This is a genomic window from Jilunia laotingensis, assembly GCF_014385165.1.
Classification (GTDB): Bacteria; Bacteroidota; Bacteroidia; order Bacteroidales; family Bacteroidaceae; genus Bacteroides; species Bacteroides laotingensis.
In genome coordinates, this window is record NZ_JACRTF010000001.1 from 4553150 (window position 1) to 4573108 (window position 19959).

Sequence of the window (19959 nt, forward strand, 5' to 3'; positions counted from 1 at the left end):
CATTCAATAAATGCAGAGGCTTAAAAAATACTGCATAGATCACTTGTTAATTTTCGCAAACAGTTCCAAATGTTCATCAACATATCTTGCAATTAACGCTGTCACCCGTTCCTCCATGTCTAAATATTCTTCCTCGATTTCATCAAAAGCTTCATATTGCTCATACATTGCCATAAACTCGTCATCCGTACGTTCTTTCTCCAAATCGACACGATGATCGTCATATATCTTTTTTGCTTTATACACCAATTTTGAAAGATCTTCCGCCCCCCACATACGCATTACTTTGGCAAAAGGATTATCAAAAATATATCCTCCATATCCATTTTGTATCAACTGGCAAAAGCCTCCCGCCATTACTTCATCCCGGAATATCTGATAAGCAAGCAAAGAATGCTGTTCTCCCGTAAGCAGAGACATCGCCTCAGCTGTCCATTCATCGCCTATAGCTTCTTTGTATTTATCAGTAAATACCTGGATAAACTCATCCATTCCTTCTCCCACCGCTTTACGCAAAGCCGCGTCCGTTACTTCTATCATACGCTTACTATATACAAATTAATGCCACAAAGGTAGTAACTTTAATCATTACACAGTATAATTTTCCGCTAAAAGAAATGGCTTTTTGATTGTAGTATGTACTATAGCACGTTTCGTATGGCCGACGCATTGCTTACACAAAAGTTAGCTAAAGATTTCACTGCTTACGTGGTAGTCATCCCGTAGACGGATTTCGCCTACCAATGCGATGTAAATACCATAACCCTCCATGCCACATTTTTCAATAAGCAGGAGTATGTTGTCGTTTGCCATGTGGCAGACTGGGAGCAGGGTAAATTGGTCATTCTTCATAATGAATGTATGATTTATGAAGAAATGCTTCGTTGCATCGACCAACCACAAAGTTATGGATTCATTACGGAAACAGGTCACTGTGGCTTTGCCGATTCGTGACAATCGCGCTTATGTCACGTATTTGTAAAAGTGCCCGTTTGCATCTACCATATTCGACAGAGGACCAGGAGATAATGAATATATAAATATCATTAATGGTGTATGGACATCCCAAGATACATTCCTATGAAATAAGGGATCAACCAAATGCACCACACAACAATACTAAACCGATTGAAGTGCATCTTTGCTTTAGGAGAACCTTTGACATACACCCAGATAGCCCACATAGCATGAACAAACATCAATAAAATGGCAATAATACCCGTCACCGTGTGAAGCTCGTCATGCAATCCGGTCATATGGGCTATATTCTTCATCAATCCGGTTCCCACCGCATCACAAACCAGTCCTAGCAGGAAAAAAGAAATATGCCAGAATTTTAATTTTTTCTGTATGCGTTCCCCCCATACACCTATGCTGTAAAACACCAATGCTCCCGTGATGACACAAATTGCCGCAATTAAATAATGTATATCTACCTGATTGAAATCCATAATTATTTTTGAAGAGAAACAAAATCCTCATAGAATAGTTCGAAATAAAATGCCATCTCCACATTACAATACTGAAACAACTCTTCCTGTATTACGTTTTTTTTCGGAAAAAGTAATAAAAGCTGATTTGCATAAACCAATAAAACAAGTAACTTTGCGGACGATTTGAGAATCAAGACTACGTATTATTTATTTATATCACTTAAAAAGAGCTAATTATGACTTATTCACACGAAGTGGAACACATGTGTGTTGTAAAGAAAGGTCCTAATCACGGACCGGCTCCCATACCCGAAGAAGGCAAATGGGTAAAATCAAAAGAAATCGTTGATATTTCAGGTCTGACACACGGTATCGGTTGGTGTGCCCCTCAACAAGGTGCTTGCAAACTGACCTTGAACGTTAAAGAAGGTATCATCCAGGAAGCTTTGGTTGAAACAATCGGATGTTCCGGCATGACTCATTCGGCTGCTATGGCTGCTGAAATCCTGCCTGGAAAAACAGTTCTGGAAGCATTGAACACTGACCTTGTTTGTGATGCCATCAATACAGCCATGCGCGAACTTTTCCTGCAAATCGTTTACGGACGCACTCAGTCGGCTTTCTCAGAAGGCGGTCTGATCATCGGTGCAGGTCTTGAAGACCTTGGTAAAGGTCTGCGTAGCCAAGTTGGTACGCTGTACGGCACTTTAGCTAAAGGCCCCCGTTATCTTGAAATGGCCGAAGGTTACATCAAGACAATTGCTCTTGACAAAAATGACGAAATCTGTGGTTACGAATTTGTTCATATGGGTAAATTCATGGATGAAATCAAAAAAGGTACAGATGCTAACGAAGCTCTGAAGAAAGTAACCGGCACTTACGGACGCTTCACTGCCGAACAGGGAGCTGTTAAACACATTGATCCACGTCACGAATAATATAAGGAGGAAAAGAAATTATGATTAGAGAAGTAAAATTTGAAAGTCAGGACCGTCGTATCAAAGGTATCATCGAAGCCTTGAACGCTAACGGCATCAAAGACATCGAAGAAGCTAACGCCATTTGCGAAGCTGCCGGAGTTGATCCTTATAAAACGTGTGAAGAAACTCAGCCGATCTGCTTTGAAAATGCAAAGTGGGCTTACGTAGTAGGTGCTGCCATCGCAATCAAAAAAGGATGTAAAAATGCAGCTGATGCTGCCGAAGCCATTGGCATCGGTTTGCAGGCATTCTGCATTCCTGGTTCAGTAGCCGATGACCGTAAAGTGGGTATAGGTCATGGAAATCTTGCCGCAATGTTATTGCGTGAAGAAACAAAATGTTTTGCCTTCTTGGCTGGTCATGAATCATTCGCTGCTGCTGAAGGTGCAATCAAAATTGCTGCCAAAGCCGACAAAGTACGTAAAGAACCCTTACGTTGCATTTTGAACGGTCTTGGAAAGGACGCTGCTCAGATCATCTCTCGTATCAACGGCTTTACTTATGTTCAAACTCAGTTCGATTACTATACAGGTGAATTGAAAGTTGTTCGTGAGATCGCATATTCTGACGGCCCTCGTGCAAAAGTAAAATGTTACGGTGCCGACGATGTTCGCGAAGGTGTAGCCATCATGTGGAAAGAAGGTGTGGATGTATCTATCACTGGTAATTCTACTAACCCAACCCGTTTCCAGCATCCGGTTGCAGGTACCTACAAGAAAGAACGCGTTCTTGCAGGCAAGCCCTATTTCTCAGTAGCCTCTGGTGGTGGAACAGGCCGTACTCTTCACCCGGACAACATGGCTGCCGGCCCTGCTTCCTATGGTATGACAGACACTATGGGTCGTATGCACTCTGATGCACAGTTCGCTGGTTCTTCATCAGTTCCTGCTCACGTAGAAATGATGGGATTCTTAGGAATTGGCAACAACCCGATGGTAGGTTGTACTGTGGCTTGTGCGGTTGACGTAGCTACTGCACTCAGCAAATAATTTAAGTTACTATAAATTATGTCAGGGGAGAGTGTTTTTGTGAACACTCTCCTTTTTTATTAAATACATCAAAAACATGAAAAAGATTATATCAATCGTAGCAATAATATTGTTGTGTACAACAAGTAATGTCAAAGCCCAAAACGTAACCGTTGAGGAGCCTGAATTTGCAGAAGAAACTATTTTGCTAACTTCAAACAGCGAAGGTGTGAAATTGAATCGTGAAAATGGGACTATTAAAACTAAAGCAGGTGCAAGTCTGTATTTGACAGGCATTGGAAAGGTCAAATCAAGACTTACATTAAAAGGATCGAAATCGATTAGCAAGGCTATCAGTGGTTCTACCACTCGTTTAATTATAAAGGCTGCCGATAACAAAACAGATCCAAACTCTTTCATTAGCATTTTTAAATTTGAAGTAAAAAAAGACGAACGCAGATATCAAGTTGCAGAAGCCGGTACACTATCCAAGGCTGAAAGTAACAATCTTGCAAGCATAGATTACAAGGCAAAAAAATACGGTGAAAGTTCCTACTATATCATTATAGAAGACCTTACCCCCGGAGAGTATGGTATCGTTTTGGGTGACCCGAATAATACAAATACAAAGAATGGTTTAAAAATCACTACCTTCACGGTAGAATAATTATAACTTATCACAAAGGATTAAGATGTATGAATACCAAAGTGCATCTCACCACTTTCTTAAAATGTCATTAAGAATATATATTAATGGGACAGGTGTTTTCCTTTTAAACGGATTTCAATTTGCGTTTTTATAACTCTAAAAAAGACTTGCAAATACATAAAGATAAATACGTTTCTGTTTAAACAGTGTTATCTTCAAATAGGAATGCACTAGTGTCCCATTATAATTTGGTCAAATTAAGAATTAAAGCTATTTTCTTTTAACAACAGGAATCTAACAAACATTGAATATAGATGTTACTTTAAACAATACGTGTTGTTAGATACAAACAAAATAGCTACATTTGCATAAACTCATAATTAAAGGATTATGGAATACATCAACGAATTTCACAAAAAATGGATAAAGCGTACACGCCAGTCGATAGCCTCTTGGAGCAAGCAGCCTGCATCGTTAGAAGAAAAAAGAAAGCAGCAGGAACGCTTGAATCAACAGAAAGCTATAAGAGAGAACAAATCGAAGAACTGATTTCCTTTGCCCAATCAAATAACTTATGGATTTCTCTCTCTGAACTGAATATAGAGTTCTTAAGTAAAGGAGGTGAAATTCTTTGGCAATGTTCCCTATCACATGATTGGCTTCGCATATAATAGTGAGCATGAATTTTGTGCAGTTCTTATACAACCCTATATCATAGCTAAACGTGAAGCGACAGAAACTGAAATCACTGAATGCATGAAAGCACTTGGATTTGAAATGGATTATATAGATGAATTCCATAATGAAGATTACGAAGTGTTTGATGTTGTTCCTAACAACGTATTATATGGAATTGATGGTGACTTATACTTTATTGATGCGCAAATAAAATTAAGATATCAATCCACCCAAGCGAAGTTCTCAGTTAGCTAGTTCTTCAGCAGTCTGTAATTTCCACTATTTCTGATTGGCTCGATCCGGAGAAATTAATATTGGCCTTGCGTGCCTGCGAATGCTGAAATTGTCTTTTGACAAGAAACAACCTGCCATCTTTAACGAACTTCGCCCCTGTCTGTTTAAACCAAAACGCAGCGCCACTTTCCATACACACCTCACGAAGCGCCATTATCCAGTCAAAATGACATTCACGAGCCTCTTTCCCTGACTCACCACCTGCAACCACTTGCTCGATCCATTCACCGATGGCATAGGGACGAAGGTCGATTTCCTCTAAGAGTGGTTCACAAATAATGACTTTATGTTTAATCGGAGCTGTTTTGTAGATTGGTAAGCGATAAGCGGCACAGGCCTGGTTCTCTACCGTACAGCATATGGTTACGTTATCATAACCGTCTTCCCAATCTGCCGGCAAGCACTCTTTGAAACGGTCGATACGCTTAGTAATCATCAAGAAATCGAGATCACTCCGTTGACGTATCATATTCCATGCGGCATCGCGCCACTCGTCGGCATCTTCCACAAAAAAATCGGAAGTGAAGCAAGTATACACCAGCGTACCCTGAGGAATTTTATATTCCCCATTACGTTTTTTGCACAAGGGTAAATCGAAATTCTTTGTCTTTGTCACTATCGAACTATCTACATCCCGCCTGGCATCGCCACGATAAACATAGCAATGCTTACAACCTGGACTCAGCTTGTGGCAACCGTGCCACAAGTTCCACATCATTGACTTTTTAACAATAGCATTTGTAACCATTATATTTTAATTATGTATAAAAACATGCCCTCACCATCCATTACCAAGCTCAACCGACAGATGAGCGAATTCCTTCATACTTTCAACTATCAATATCTGTTTTGTTTCACAACAAAGAAAATACAAATAATCCACTTAATGAAAAGTTTCTTCGAGAATCTGAAATTTACTACAGCAACGTGAAGTGAATACATATTTCAAACCTTTCATATTCGTTTAATGCAGTGATCTCTGAATCAATATATAGGTACAATTTAATAGATAGTCCATAAATTACTTTGATATTGAATAGCTGTTTTGATAAAAAAAGCACCATCTTTGCATAATATTTCAGTAGTATCAAAATCATATGCAATGATTATGAAAGAGATTGTGAAAAAATACTCTGTATTTGTAATGGGACTTTATTTCCTGGCTGTAGGCATTGTCCTGATTGTACGGTCTGCATTAGGAACCACTCCCATTTCCAGTGTAAATTATGTTTTGAGCCTTAACAGCCCTTTATCATTGGGTACATGGACTTTTATTGTGAACACATTATTAATTATCGGACAATTCTGGCTTATCAGGGAAAACAAGAATAGACAAGACATAATAGAAATTCTTCTTCAATTACCTTTCTCTTTCATTTTTTCGGCATTTATTGACATCAATATGACATTAACCAATGATTTGCATCCATCCGGCTATGGCATGTCAATAGCTTTATTACTCACAGGATGTATTGTGCAATCTGTCGGTGTGGTACTTGAAATCAAACCTAAAGTAGCAATGATGAGTGCCGAAGCATTTGTGAAATATGCATCTCGTCGTTATCATAAGGAGTTTGGAAAGTTCAAGGTTTATTTTGATATTACCTTGGTCACATTGGCAGTTGTACTTTCCCTCCTTTTCACCCAATGTATAGAAGGAGTCCGTGAAGGTTCACTTATAGCAGCATGCATTACTGGATATATTGTCAGTTTTCTTAATCGGAAAATAATGACAAGGAAGACATTGCATAAATTACTTCCCATTTTAAAATAAGAATACAAATCAATAACTTGTATAAAGCAATGAATATGCTTACATTTGTAAACAAATCAATGTTTTTTATGAATAAAAGAATATTTATACTTTGTAATATATTACTATTGTTAATTGTCAGCCTTCCGTTACTTGCTGATGACATGCTCAATTACGAGGAATTGGCAAAGCTACCCGCATCCGATTTGTTACAACATGGAGATGCCCACATGAAACTCAACCACACAGACACAGCTATGGGGTATTACATCATATTGGCAGGAAAATATAACACCGCGATGGATAAATCAGATAAATATCTATGTGCGATGGCTTGTAACTCGGCAGCACAAATATTTCACCAAAAAGATAATTATTCGAAAGCTTTTGAATTATATCTAAAAGGAGTACAAATCTGTGAAAGGAACAACTTTAGCGATCTTTTGGCAGAGTTTTATAAAAACATAGGAAATTTATATAGCACATTTCAAGATTTCCAGCAAGCAATTAATTGCTACAAGAAAGGGTTGGAATTTGCCAGAGAAACCGGTAATACCAAAACAGAAATCAAACTACTAATGAACCTATCAGGTATCTCCTGTTATGCGGATTTAACCGATGAAGCAAAAATTTATTATGATGAAATGATGAAATTTGCAGGAAAAGATACTTTAATTGAATATTTTGGTTACTTGAACAAAGCCCTCATACTTGCTAATGAGAAAAAATATGAAGCATCCATTAAGTGTTATGAGCAATCGGCAGCTTATGCCACTAAAATGCATCTAGCCCCCCGGTTTACCGGATCGGTATATGGAGAATTAGCCAAGCTATATGAGAAGATCGGACAAACTGATTCTGCTATTCATTACTGTCATCTGAATACTGATTATTCTGAGGAACACAACATCATGTACATGCTGGTCGAAAGTCTCAAAAGCCTTGCTACCCTCTATGAAAAAACAGGCGACAAAAAGAATGCCCTCCTGTATAAAAGCCGTTATTTAGCCGTTTCGGACTCTCTTTTTAGCATGAATGAATTCAACAAAATGAAAAACACCCAGTTCATTTATGAAATGGACAAGAACTATCAAAAAATAGCTTCCCTTACCACTGATAAAGAACAAAAAGATATCCAGATAAAAACACAACGGAAATTCTTATTCATCATTTCCGGAAGTCTGCTTGTATTTATAATCATGCTGATTTTAGTTTATACACACAAAAGAAGATTGCATCATGCATATAAAGACTTATTTAATCGAAATAACGAACTGCTTCAATCGGAGCAGGAAAACAAGAAACTTAGAATAGAATATGAGAATAAGCTAATTGAAGAACGTACAAAAAATGCACAATTAACTATCACTATGGGAAAAGCACCAACTCCTGAAAAGAACGATAAAACAGGAAGCCTAGAAAAGGAAAATGAGAAAGCAGAAGAGACAACCGGTGATAGTGATGAGATAAAATTATATTCCGCCAATAAACTCACTGAAGAACAAAAAGAGAATCTTCTCCACGCCATCAAAAAGGTCATGGATAATCCTGCCGAATTTTGCGACTGCGAATTCAGCCTTGAACGTCTTGCCGCACTCATCGGATCGAACTCCCGCTATGTATCACTTATCATCAATGAGACCTATAATAAAAACTTTCGAGCTTTCATTAACGAATATCGAATAAAAGAGGCACAACTCAGATTGATGAACACATCCCAATATGGTAATTACACGATCAAAGCTATCGCAGAAAGTGTAGGTTATAAATCACATACGAACTTTATCATCATATTTAAAAAGATCACAGGCATCACTCCTTCCATTTATCAAAAGATAGCAAAAGAGAAAGAATAGATATCTTTTGCACGAATCAGGTTCTTAGTCCAAGCGAATATTTTTCATCTAATTATTAGCTAACATACGTATTTTCATTATCTTTGCTTTACTTGAACTTAAAAAAGCATTTTGCCATGAAACGGACTATATCTATCCCGGTTTTCTTTTCAATGCTCCTGATGATCATCATTAGCATGAATTCCTGTGCAGGCTGTCAGAAAGAAGTCATACCTTCCTCCGAGTATGCGCCTTATGTAAATGCTTATACGGGAGGAGTCATATCATCATCCTCTCCCATACGCATAGAATTGACTCACGATCAGCCGGTGGTAGATCTGAATAATGAACTAAAAGACAATCCCTTCCACTTCTCGCCTTCACTGAAAGGGAAGGCGTACTGGGTCAGCAATAACTGCATCGAATTTCTACCGGAAGAGGGAGAATTAAAGCCGGGAACCTTGTATGAAGCCTCTTTCAAATTAGGAAATTTCGTGAAGGTGGAAAAGCGGTTGAAAGAGTTCAATTTTTCTTTCCGGGTACAAGAGAAAAACTTCGCCCTCGCTCTGGAACCTCTGGATATAACAGCGGCAGCCCCCGACTATGCATCCGTAAAAGGTGAGATCCGATTCAGTGATGTCATAAGTGATGTCATAGATAATGCCCATGTAGAGAAAATCCTGTCGGTTTCAGGGAACGGTTCCACCTCGTTGCCCATTTCCATAGAGGCAACCGGTAATCCTGCACGTTATGCTTTTACAATCAACCGTATTCCAAGAGCAGAGAAAGACTATGAACTAGAAATAAAGCTGGATGGTAAACCTGTCGGTATCGACCGGAAGTTGACAGAGAATCTTATCATCCCAGCGAAAAATGTATTCCGTTTCATGTCTGCACAACGGATCGAGCAACCGGAAAACGGGATACAACTTTCCTTCTCCGATCCCGTATCAGACACACAAGACCTGAAAGGATTGATCGAAATACCCGAGCTTTCAACTTATACATTTCAAGTTGTGAATGACAAGGTGAACGTATATTTTGAACCTACCAAAGCAAATACATTGACCGTGCGCATTTACGAAGGAGTAAAAAACATGCAGGGAAAACGTCTGGGCATCTCCCATTCGGTCTCTTTCAGCCAACCCAAATTGAAACCGCAGGTTGAATTACAAACACAAGCCGCCATCCTCCCCGACTCTAAAAACCTGATCATACCTTTCCGGGCTGTTAATCTGTATGCCGTAGATTTAAATGTGATCCGTGTTTTTGAGAGCAACGTGCTGATGTTCATGCAAACAAACACACTCTCCTCCGCCAATGAATTGAGACGTTCGGGAAGACTGGTCTACAAAAAGACACTCCGTTTGGATCAGGATCCCTCAAAAGACATTCATGGCTGGGAAGATTATTCCATCGACCTTTCCGGTCTGATCAATCAGCAACCGGGAGCTATTTACCGGATCATTCTCTCTTTTAAACAGGCATACTCAGCCTATCCTTGCGGGGATGAAGAGAAAGAGCTGCAAATTTCCGGTTCCGACGGCTTAACGAAAATCTCTTCGGAACAATTATCGGAAGAAGACGAAGCAATCTGGAATACACCGGAAGCTTATTATTATTATCAAAATATCGATGCACTGGACTGGAGGCAATATCGCTGGGAAGAGCGTGACAATCCTTGCCACCCGTCTTATTATATGGGTTCCGACCGGGTTGCTTCCTGTAATGTATTGGCCTCAAACCTGGGAATGACCGTAAAACGAAATTCAGCAAATACGATATGGGTCACAGTCAACAATATCCTTGACACAACCCCCACTGACAAAGCCGTGGTAACCGCCTACAACTTCCAACTTCAACCGGTAGGCAAAGCAGTAACCGATGACAATGGTTTTGCAGTCATAGAATCAAAAGGAGTACCTTTTATCGTCGTAGCCGAATCCGGGCAACAAAAAGCATATGTCCGGGTAGTAGACGGAGAGGAAGAATCCGTCAGCCGCTTCGACACAGGAGGAAAAGAGATCCGGAAAGGACTGAAAGGGTTCATTTACGGAGAAAGAGGTGTCTGGCGACCCGGAGACACGCTTCACCTATCGTTCATGCTTGAAGACCGTAACAAGCGGATTCCCGACAAACATCCGGTAGCACTGGAAATTTACAATCCGAGAGGTCAATTCTACAATAAAATGATCTCAACCAACGGGGTGAAAGGATTGTATACCTTTGCCGTACCCACCAAACCGGAAGACCCCACAGGACTTTGGAATGCTTATATCAAAGTGGGAGGAACAGCCTTCCATAAATCATTGCGCATAGAAACCGTGAAGCCGAACCGGTTGAAAATCAACCTCCAGTTACCCGGAAAAGTATTGGATGCTTCGGATAAGGAAGTACGCGCCAACTTATCGTCTTCCTGGTTGACAGGTGCCAAAGCACCGGGACTGAAAACAAAAGTGGAAATGTCACTGTCCAAAGTCAATACGCAATTCAAGAATTACGGACAGTACATATTCAATAATCCGGCAACGGAATTTACCTCTTCCCGTCTGGATATATTCAACGGCACGCTGGACAACAACGGGAATGTTTCATTTACATTCAAACTGCCGGATGCCAAAAATGCACCGGGATTGTTACAGGCAAACATCACTTCCCGCGTATTTGAACAAGGAGGAGATGCCAGTATCCATACGATGAGCGTTCCTTATTCTCCATTCAGTTCCTATGTCGGGATCAATCTCAACCAACCGAAGAACCGATACATCGAAACAGACAAAGATCATGTATTCGATATTGTTACCGTCAATCCGGAAGGCAAACCAGTGGATCGTTCCGCCCTAGAATACAAAATATACCGCATCGATTGGAGTTGGTGGTGGGAAGATTCTCAGGAATCTTTCGAGACTTATGTCAATAGCAGTTCTTATACGCCGGTAGCCACCGGAAAGCTACGCACGGTGAATGGGAAGACAAGTTTCAAATTCCGGGTCGACTATCCGGGTTGGGGACGCTATCTGGTTTATGTCAAAGATATGGAAAGCGGTCATGCAACGGGTGGAACGGTCTTTATAGACTGGCCTGAATCGCGCGGCCGTTCCAATAAATCCGATCCGAGCGGTATCAAGATGCTGACTTTCTCGTTAGACAAGGATTCCTATCAAACCGGTGAAACCGTTACCGCCATTCTTCCCGCATCTGCCGGTGGAAGAGCGCTGGTTTCATTAGAAAACGGATCGACCGTACTGCAACGCGAATGGATAGAAGTTTCCGGAAAGAAAGATACCAAATACCAGTTTAAAGTTACCCCGGAAATGGCTCCGAATGTTTACCTGCATGTAACGTTATTGCAACCTCATGCACAGACGGTCAACGATCTTCCCATCCGCATGTATGGCGTGATGCCGGTGCTTGTCACCGACAAAGGTACGGTACTTGAGCCACAAATACGGATGCCTGAGGTATTACGTCCGGAAACAGAATTTAGTGTGACAGTCAGCGAGAAACAAGGAAAACCGATGACTTACACTTTGGCTATCGTAGATGACGGATTGCTCGACTTGACGAACTTCAAAACGCCTGATCCCTGGAACGAATTCTACGCCCGGGAAGCATTGGGCATCCGCACCTGGGATATGTATGATGATGTGTTGGGTGCATATGCAGGGAGTTACGGTTCCCTATTCAGTACCGGTGGGGATGAAACCTTGAAACCGGCAGATACCAAAGCCAATCGTTTCAAACCCGTTGTACGCTACATCGGCCCGTTCAGCATAGGAAAAGGACAAAACCGGACGCATCGCATTACCTTACCGATGTATGTCGGCTCGGTACGTACCATGGTGGTAGCGGGTGAGAACGGTGCTTATGGAAAAGCGGAAAAGACAACGCCGGTACGTACACCTTTAATGATTCTTTCGACTCTCCCCCGCGTCCTCAGCACCGGAGAGGAGATTAAACTTCCGGTCAATGTATTTGCTATGGAGAAGGAAGTAAAGGACGTGAAAGTATCCGTCACCGTAAAAGGCGGTTTACAGGTTACGGACAGCCCTACCCAATCCGTAACTTTCGCCCGACCGGGCGACCAAATGGTTTATTTCCGCCTCAAGACGGGAAATAAGAGTGGAAAAGCCACTATCCGGATTGTAGCCGAAGGAGGTGGAAAGAAATTCACTGAAACAGTAGAAATAGAAATACGTAACCCGAATCCGGTAGTTACCCTTCGTGAAAGCAAATGGCTGGATAGCGGTAAGACAGCGGAATTGACCTATCGGATCGAGAACACTTCTTCGGAAAACAGTGTCAAACTGGAGGTATCACGCATCCCATCGGTAGATATCAGCCGCCGGTTCGATTTCTTATACAACTATCAGCATTATTGCACGGAACAATTGACATCCAAAGCTCTCCCTCTGTTGTTCATCGGGCAATTCAAAGCAATGGATGAAACTGAAACAAACCGTACAAAAACAAATGTCCAAGAGGCTATCAAACAGCTTTACGGCCGCCAACTTCCAAATGGAGGATTCATCTATTGGCCGGGGCAAGCCTCAGCTGACGAATGGATCACATCGTATACAGGAATGTTCCTTATATTGGCACAGGAAAAGGGTTATGCCGTGAATGCCAATGTGCTGAACAAATGGAAACGGTTCCAACGGGCAGCTTCGCAAAACTGGCGTACTCCTCATGAGAATACCTATTATAATTGGCAATCGGATGTACAACAAGCATTCCGCCTTTATACACTGGCATTGGCAGGGGCACCGGAATACGGGGCAATGAACCGTATGAAAGAGATGCAACAAAATCTGTCGCTGCAAGCCAAATGGAGACTGGCAGCCGCCTATGCGCTGACCGGAAAAATAAAAGCGGCCAACGAAATAGTGTACAATGCACAAACCACCGTCAAGCCGTATTCCTCTTCCGAAGGAAATTACATATACGGTTCCTATGACCGGGATGAATCGATGATTCTGGAAACTTTGTTGTTAATGAACCGCGACCGGGAAGCGTTTGCACAAGCACAGCAAATCTCCCGTCATCTTTCGCAAGAAGAGTGGTTCAGTACCCAATCTACCGCTTTTGCCTTAATGGCGATGGGACGGCTGGCTGAAAAGTTATCAGGAACTCTTGATTTCACCTGGTCTCTGCAAGGAAAACAGCAACCCGCGGTAAAGTCGGCGAAAGCTGTATTTGAAAAAGCATTGCCGGTGAAACCGGGTGAAGGTACAGTGACTGTCAGCAATAATGGCAAAGGAGTTTTGAATATAGACCTGATCACCCGAACGCAATTATTGAAAGATACATTGCCTGCCATAGCCAACAATCTGCGTATTGATGTGAAGTATACGGACTTAAACGGTGCTTCCTTAAATATCGGAGAGTTGAAACAGGGAACAGACTTCACAGCAACCGTCACCGTAGCCAATATCAGTGGCACAACGGATTATTCTAATCTGGCGTTGACCCATATCATTCCTTCCGGTTGGGAAATATATAACGAGCGAATGATTATCGATCCCGAACAGGCAGGAAGTGCAGACAGCAACAATACTTATACTTACCGGAATATTCGGGATGATCGTGTGCTGACCTATTTCAACCTGAATAAGGGACAATACAAGACATTCACTATCAGGCTCCAGGCAAGTTATGCAGGAACATTCATTCTGCCGGCCATCCAATGTGAAGCCATGTATGATCCAGTCGTTCAGGCAAGAACACGGGCCGGAAAGACGGTAGTGAAATCCGCGTCTAACTAAATCGTTAACATCATTTTATGCAGATTGTATGAATGAACACAATCCTTGTACGTGACATTTAAACTTTATATAGCGTTGATACGTAATCTTATTCAAGCAAAAATTCCTTTCTTAAAAAAGAAGTGGATAAAGGGAATAGGGATAATTACCCTACTTTTATTAGTATGGTTTATCTTTTGCCTCCCTGCACAATTATTCCATGTGCCCTATTCTACCGTAGTGGCCGACAGGAATAACGAATTGCTTGGTGCCCGTATTGCTTCGGACGGACAGTGGCGATTTCCTCTGCGCAATACAACTCCCGATAAAGTCAAAACCTGCCTGATCGAATTTGAAGATCATCACTTTTACCAACACTGGGGAGTAAACCCATTGGCGATAGCACGTGCCGCTTTTCAGAATATAAAACAGGGGCACATAGTCAGCGGAGGAAGTACTCTCACGATGCAGACCATTCGCCTGGCACGTAATAACCCGCGTACTTTTAAAGAAAAGTTCATCGAAATGGTATGGGCCACACGTCTGGAATTCCGCTATTCAAAAGAAGAAATCATGTCCCTTTACGTCTCTCACGCCCCCTTCGGAGGAAATGTAGTCGGGCTGGACGCTGCCGCATGGAGGTATTTCGGGCATCCGGCCGAAGAACTTTCATGGGCGGAAGCCGCCATGCTTGCAGTACTCCCCAATGCCCCGGCTATGATCCACCTTTCAAAAGGAAGGGATTTGCTTCTCAAGAAACGGAACCGGCTCCTTAGCAAACTTCACGATAACGGTAAGATCAGCGATTCAGACTATGACTTGGCTGTCAGCGAACCATTGCCACAAGAGCCAAAGCCACTCCCCCAAATAGCGCCACACCTCACAGATTATTTTTCTCAAACCCGGCAAGATCAATATTCGGTAAGTACCATCGAACGGAACATTCAAACACAGGTAGAAGGACTTGTCGAACGGTGGAACCAGGAGTTTGCCCGAAGTGACATCCGGAACCTTGCGATATTAGTGATCGATATAGAAAGAAATGAGCCGATCGCTTATTGCGGTAATCTGCATTTTAATAAAGAACAAAGCGGTAATCAAGTAGACATCATCCGTTCTCCACGAAGCACAGGCAGCATTCTTAAACCCTTTCTCTATTACGTCCTGTTGCAAGAAGGCGAGCTGTTACCCCATACGCTCGTGCCGGACATTCCGATCAATATCAACGGTTTTGCTCCGCAAAATTTCAGCCAGCAATTTGAAGGTGCCGTTCCGGCCTCCGAAGCCATCGCACGTTCGCTTAATATTCCTACCGTAACCATGTTACAACATTACAGTGTACCCAAATTCTACAACTTTCTGAAAGAAATAGGGCTTACCACCCTCAACCGCCCAGCCTCACATTACGGGCTGTCACTGATCCTCGGAGGAGCCGAAGGAACCCTATGGGATATCACTACAGCCTACGCAGATATGGCTCGGAGCCTGAAAGGATTAGATCATACCTATTGTACCCTCACCCACTCCGATCCCCCACCCTTCACCCTCCCCGACCTATTTCAACCGGGAGGAGTCTGGCAAACCTTCGAAGCCATCAAGGAGGTCAACCGTCCTGAAGAAATAGATTGGCGTACCATTCCTTCCATGCAGACTATCGCCTGGAAAACGGGAACAAGTTACGGTTTCCGGGATGCATGGGCAGTAGGAGTCACTCCCCGTTATGCCGTAGGAGTATGGGTGGGAAATGCCACAGGCGAAGGCAAACCGGGACTGGTAGGGGCACGTACTGCCGGCCCTGTAATGTTCGATGTGTTCAACCTTTTACCTTCTTCTCCCTGGTTCTCACGCCCGAAAGATATATTTATCGATGCAGAGGTATGCCGTCTGTCCGGACATCTGAAAGGACGATTCTGTGAAGAGACCGACACCGTGCTGATACTTCCTGCCGGACTCAAGACAGATGTCTGCCCTTATCATCACCCCGTCACATTGTCCGCCGATGGTACTTTCCGATTGTATGAAAGTTGTATTAATACGGAAATTTCTATTCAGAAAAACTGGTTTACATTGCCTCCGGTATGGGAATGGTATTATAAACAGCATCATCCGGAGTACCGGACACTTCCTCCTTTCAAACCCGGCTGCGGAGAAGATAGCTTCCGACCCATGCAATTTATTTACCCTACCATGAATGCCCATATTCATCTGCCCAAGCAGATGGACGGCAGCAAAGGTCAAATGACGTTCCAACTGGTACACAGTAATCCGGACGCTACCGTTTACTGGCATCTCGACGACAACTACCTTACAGAAACCAAAGATTTCCACAAAGTCTCCCTGACTCCTTCCGCAGGCAAGCATTCAATCACCGTAGTCGACGGAGAAGGGAATGCGGTTTCAGTAAGCTTCTTCATCGAATAATAAAAAACATTGTGTCAGTTTTGACATTTTGTATATTCTGAGCCTCCATCAATAGCTTGAATGAAGCCACAAGGCTTAGTTAGCAAAAAGAAACGATCGTAGCAGTTTCTACTGAACCATAAAAGTATGGCAAATGCCGGTTATGTCAATTAAAAAGTTCCATCTATACATAAAACTCTTTCCTTATAAGATGTGATAATCCTTATTCACTTACATTTTAACAAATCCTATCCGTATGGATTGACGAAGCAATTACCCAGAAAGAGCCTCACCAAAAACTCCTTTTCTCCTCCGATTCCTCTCCCCGGTGCCCTCCGGCATCTTCCTCGGTGAGCTTCAACACATTCATCGGTGAGTAACTTACCCTTCCTCACCGATGAGCAAGTTCTTCATCGGTGACATCCAGTCTAATCCCTGCTCCCCAAAGCGTATATATTTGCAAGTTATCGAATAATATCGCCTAATTATAGAATATTTATCCATCCGTTTCATTTATCAGCACCTATCAATCAAAATGCTCGGTAAGGAAACAAGATCATTTGCTTCCACTTTGTCACTTATTCCACTCACTCACCTACAAAAGTTGAATATAATCATTCACCTCTTCCTCCCATAAATTGATACAATCTTCGTATCTTTGCCTCCATGAAGCAGATTTTAAAAGAAAACGGAGGTTTGCCAGCGTCCATTCTTTGGACACTGGCAATTGTCGCAGGTATATCAGTAGCAAACCTTTACTATAACCAACCCCTGCTAAATATGATACGGCAGGAATTGGGAGTATCCGAATTTAAAACCAATCTTATCTCTATGATCACACAGATAGGATATGCATTGGGATTATTGTTTATTATTCCGTTGGGTGACTTGTACCAACGGAAAAACATTATCATCACCAATTTCTCCATACTGATTGTCTCATTGCTGACCATCGCTTTAGCTCCGAATATACACATCATACTGATAGCGTCTCTATTTACCGGTATCTGTTCGGTGATTCCACAGATATTCATACCGATAGCCTCTCAGTTTTCAAAGCCGGAAAATAAAGGCAGGAACGTAGGAATCGTAGTGTCGGGATTGCTGACCGGAATTCTTGCATCCCGGGTAATAAGTGGTTTCATAGGCGAACTTTTCGGATGGAGAGAGATGTATTACATCGCAGCTGGAATGATGCTGATTTGTGGGATTGTTGTAGTCAAAGTCTTACCGGATATAAAACCTACTTTCAGTGGAAAATACAGCGAATTGATGAAATCTCTGTTCTTGTTGTTGAAAGAATACCCTCAACTACGAATTTACTCGATCCGTGCCGCGCTCGCATTCGGTTCATTCCTTGCCATGTGGTCGTGTCTCGCCTTCAAGATGGGACAAGCTCCGTTCCATGCAAACAGCAACGTCATCGGAATGTTGGGTCTTTGCGGCATTGCCGGAGCGCTTTCGGCATCATTGGTCGGTAAATATGTAAGGCGGATTGGTGTGCGACGGTTTAATTTTATAGGTTGTGGGTTAATACTTTTTGCCTGGTTTCTGCTATTCGTGGGGGAAAACACCTATTTCGGGATCGTTGCAGGGATCATTATTATCGATATAGGCATGCAATGCATCCAGTTAAGTAACCAGACGAGTCTTTTCAGCCTGTGTCCCAGTGCCTCTAACCGAATCAATACCATTTTTATGACGACCTACTTCATTGGAGGCTCTTTCGGAACATTTCTGGCAGGTACCTTTTGGCAATCTTTCGGATGGTATGGCGTGATAGGCACAGGAGTCATACTGACAAGCTGTTCATTATTTATCACTTTATTTTCACGAAAGTAGATCAAAACAATGCTTAAGATTGTTGTTAATCTTGCATATCATCCTGAAAACTTATGAAGTACGGAGTCAACAGACAGGTTTTACTGATCACCGCCGGTATAGTATGGATCGTAGCGGGAGCCAATATCCTGCGGATAGGGATTGTGACATGGCTGAACGATTCACAATATTGGCTTTTTAAAATAGGGGAAGCCATAGTGGTATTCCTGCTGTTTTTTATACTTATATTCAGAAGGTTGTACTATAAACATACCGAACGTATCAGCCAAAAGAAGCATGAGAAAAATTGTCCTTTTTCATTTTTCGATGTAAAGGGTTGGGTCATCATGACTTTTATGATTTCACTGGGAATCGGTATCCGAAGCATGCACCTGTTACCCAATAGTTTCATATCCGTGTTTTACACGGGATTATCACTGGCACTGATCGCTACAGGATTTCTGTTCATCCGCTACTGGTGGATAAGGCGGCATGTATTGAATAATCCAAAAACAGAATAACATGAGTTTGTCACCAATAGACTTGAAAGAATTTACCCGTTTCCAACAAAATGAAATCACGGAAAGTATCGTCTACGACCATTTGGCAGCTATTGAAAAAGACCCTTCCAACCGTAAAGTTCTTCAACTGATTTCGGCTCAGGAAAAGGCTCACTATCATACGTTAAAGAAATATACTTTGACAGATACACGTCCCAACCGATGGCGCATTGCCAAATATTATTGGCTGGCACGTGTTTTGGGCATCACTTTTGCTATTAAACTCATGGAGTCAAGGGAAGAAAATGCCCACAATAATTACTCAAGATACACAGATTGTGAAGATTTGCAGCGACTTTCACGCGAAGAAGAAGAACACGAAGAAAAGCTTGTGGAATTGATTAATGAAGAAAGACTGGAATATATGGGTTCCGTGGTACTCGGACTGAACGACGCATTAGTCGAATTTACCGGAGCATTGGCCGGATTCACACTGGCATTGAGCGACCACAGGCTGATCGCATTAACCGGTAGTATTACCGGCATTGCAGCAGCCCTTTCAATGGCATCTTCTGAATATCTGTCCACTAAATCGGAAGGCGATCCCAACAAACACCCGGTTAAGGCTGCTATTTATACAGGTATTGCTTACATTATTACCGTAGCGGCATTGGTTACACCTTTTATTCTGATCAGCAACGTGTTGATGGCATTGGGAATAATGTTAGCGATGGCATTAGGCATCATTGCCCTATTCAATTATTATTATTCGGTTGCACGAGGCGAAAGTTTCCGCAAGCGCTTCACGGAAATGGCAGTTCTCAGCTTCAGTGTGGCTGGAATAAGTTTTCTAATCGGCTATGCCTTGAAGACGTTTACCGGCATCGATGCATGACATAGTAAA

The 19959-nt window shown here is 42.2% G+C and carries 14 protein-coding genes and 1 pseudogene; 11 read left to right on the top strand and 4 right to left on the bottom strand.

Annotation, left to right across the window (positions count from 1 at the left end; translation table 11 throughout):
* Positions 1-39 precede the first annotated feature (39 nt).
* From H8744_RS17915 to H8744_RS17925, 3 genes are all read right to left on the bottom strand, one after another.
* Positions 40-540 (bottom strand): DMP19 family protein, encoded by a 501-nt coding sequence (locus tag H8744_RS17915; protein ID WP_262436160.1) that lies wholly within the window; start codon positions 538-540, stop codon positions 40-42.
* A gap of 144 nt (positions 541-684) precedes the next feature.
* The gene (locus tag H8744_RS17920; RefSeq protein ID WP_262436161.1) at positions 685-852 is read right to left on the bottom strand and encodes a Lin1244/Lin1753 domain-containing protein; all 168 of its coding nucleotides are present in this window, start codon (positions 850-852) and stop codon (positions 685-687) included.
* Between the two features lie 194 nt (positions 853-1046).
* The gene (locus tag H8744_RS17925; protein WP_262436162.1) at positions 1047-1451 is read right to left on the bottom strand and encodes an HsmA family protein; all 405 of its coding nucleotides are present in this window, start codon (positions 1449-1451) and stop codon (positions 1047-1049) included.
* Positions 1452-1669: 218 nt separating this feature from the next.
* Between H8744_RS17925 and H8744_RS17930 the strand changes: the two genes are divergently transcribed.
* From H8744_RS17930 to H8744_RS18975, 4 genes and pseudogenes are all read left to right on the top strand, one after another.
* Positions 1670-2371: an iron-sulfur cluster assembly scaffold protein gene (locus tag H8744_RS17930; protein ID WP_262436163.1), complete on the top strand. Its 702-nt coding sequence runs from the start codon at positions 1670-1672 to the stop codon at positions 2369-2371.
* A gap of 20 nt (positions 2372-2391) precedes the next feature.
* The gene (locus H8744_RS17935; protein ID WP_262436164.1) at positions 2392-3402 is read left to right on the top strand and encodes a GGGtGRT protein; all 1011 of its coding nucleotides are present in this window, start codon (positions 2392-2394) and stop codon (positions 3400-3402) included.
* 76 nt (positions 3403-3478) lie between these two features.
* Positions 3479-4048, top strand: coding sequence for a hypothetical protein (locus tag H8744_RS17940; RefSeq protein ID WP_262436165.1), 570 nt, complete (start codon positions 3479-3481; stop codon positions 4046-4048).
* A 401-nt stretch (positions 4049-4449) separates the two neighbouring features.
* Positions 4450-4963, top strand: a pseudogene (locus H8744_RS18975) (putative polyvalent protein kinase domain-containing protein).
* 4 nt (positions 4964-4967) lie between these two features.
* On the opposite strand, the gene H8744_RS17955 reads toward H8744_RS18975, so the two are convergent.
* On the bottom strand, positions 4968-5750 hold the full coding sequence (locus H8744_RS17955) for a DUF5131 family protein (protein WP_305067401.1): 783 nt from the start codon (positions 5748-5750) through the stop codon (positions 4968-4970).
* A gap of 354 nt (positions 5751-6104) precedes the next feature.
* Here H8744_RS17955 and H8744_RS17960 point away from each other — a divergent pair, with 354 nt between their 5' ends.
* The 7 genes from H8744_RS17960 (at position 6105) to H8744_RS17990 (ending at position 19950) form a co-directional block, all read left to right on the top strand.
* Positions 6105-6776 carry a YczE/YyaS/YitT family protein gene (locus H8744_RS17960; protein WP_262436169.1) on the top strand — a complete coding sequence of 224 codons (672 nt, stop codon included), beginning with the start codon at positions 6105-6107 and terminating at the stop codon, positions 6774-6776.
* A gap of 68 nt (positions 6777-6844) precedes the next feature.
* Entirely contained in the window at positions 6845-8611 is a 1767-nt protein-coding gene (locus H8744_RS17965; protein WP_262436170.1) for a tetratricopeptide repeat protein, read from the top strand.
* Positions 8612-8727: 116 nt separating this feature from the next.
* Positions 8728-14355: an alpha-2-macroglobulin family protein gene (locus tag H8744_RS17970; RefSeq protein ID WP_262436171.1), complete on the top strand. Its 5628-nt coding sequence runs from the start codon at positions 8728-8730 to the stop codon at positions 14353-14355.
* Between the two features lie 126 nt (positions 14356-14481).
* On the top strand, positions 14482-16755 hold the full coding sequence (gene pbpC, locus H8744_RS17975) for a penicillin-binding protein 1C (protein ID WP_439649388.1): 2274 nt from the start codon (positions 14482-14484) through the stop codon (positions 16753-16755).
* Positions 16756-17400: 645 nt separating this feature from the next.
* Positions 17401-18576 (top strand): MFS transporter, encoded by a 1176-nt coding sequence (locus H8744_RS17980; RefSeq protein ID WP_262436173.1) that lies wholly within the window; start codon positions 17401-17403, stop codon positions 18574-18576.
* Between the two features lie 53 nt (positions 18577-18629).
* Complete coding sequence (locus H8744_RS17985) at positions 18630-19076, top strand: hypothetical protein (RefSeq protein WP_262436174.1); 447 nt, start codon at positions 18630-18632, stop codon at positions 19074-19076.
* 1 nt (position 19077) lies between these two features.
* Positions 19078-19950: a VIT1/CCC1 transporter family protein gene (locus H8744_RS17990; RefSeq protein ID WP_262436175.1), complete on the top strand. Its 873-nt coding sequence runs from the start codon at positions 19078-19080 to the stop codon at positions 19948-19950.
* Positions 19951-19959 lie beyond the last annotated feature (9 nt).

What these genes read in the sequence shown, in the direction of transcription:
- H8744_RS17960 (WP_262436169.1), top strand. Translation starts at nt 6,105, where the DNA reads ATGATTATGAAAGAGATTGTGAAAAAATACTCTGTATTTGTAATGGGA.
- H8744_RS17920 (WP_262436161.1), bottom strand. Translation starts at nt 852, where the DNA reads ATGAAGAATGACCAATTTACCCTGCTCCCAGTCTGCCACATGGCAAAC.
- H8744_RS17925 (WP_262436162.1), bottom strand. Translation starts at nt 1,451, where the DNA reads ATGGATTTCAATCAGGTAGATATACATTATTTAATTGCGGCAATTTGT.
- H8744_RS17985 (WP_262436174.1), top strand. Translation starts at nt 18,630, where the DNA reads ATGAAGTACGGAGTCAACAGACAGGTTTTACTGATCACCGCCGGTATA.
- H8744_RS17915 (WP_262436160.1), bottom strand. Translation starts at nt 540, where the DNA reads ATGATAGAAGTAACGGACGCGGCTTTGCGTAAAGCGGTGGGAGAAGGA.
- H8744_RS17935 (WP_262436164.1), top strand. Translation starts at nt 2,392, where the DNA reads ATGATTAGAGAAGTAAAATTTGAAAGTCAGGACCGTCGTATCAAAGGT.
- H8744_RS17970 (WP_262436171.1), top strand. Translation starts at nt 8,728, where the DNA reads ATGAAACGGACTATATCTATCCCGGTTTTCTTTTCAATGCTCCTGATG.
- H8744_RS17930 (WP_262436163.1), top strand. Translation starts at nt 1,670, where the DNA reads ATGACTTATTCACACGAAGTGGAACACATGTGTGTTGTAAAGAAAGGT.
- H8744_RS17955 (WP_305067401.1), bottom strand. Translation starts at nt 5,750, where the DNA reads ATGGTTACAAATGCTATTGTTAAAAAGTCAATGATGTGGAACTTGTGG.
- H8744_RS17940 (WP_262436165.1), top strand. Translation starts at nt 3,479, where the DNA reads ATGAAAAAGATTATATCAATCGTAGCAATAATATTGTTGTGTACAACA.
- H8744_RS17965 (WP_262436170.1), top strand. Translation starts at nt 6,845, where the DNA reads ATGAATAAAAGAATATTTATACTTTGTAATATATTACTATTGTTAATT.
- H8744_RS17980 (WP_262436173.1), top strand. Translation starts at nt 17,401, where the DNA reads ATGAAGCAGATTTTAAAAGAAAACGGAGGTTTGCCAGCGTCCATTCTT.
- H8744_RS17990 (WP_262436175.1), top strand. Translation starts at nt 19,078, where the DNA reads ATGAGTTTGTCACCAATAGACTTGAAAGAATTTACCCGTTTCCAACAA.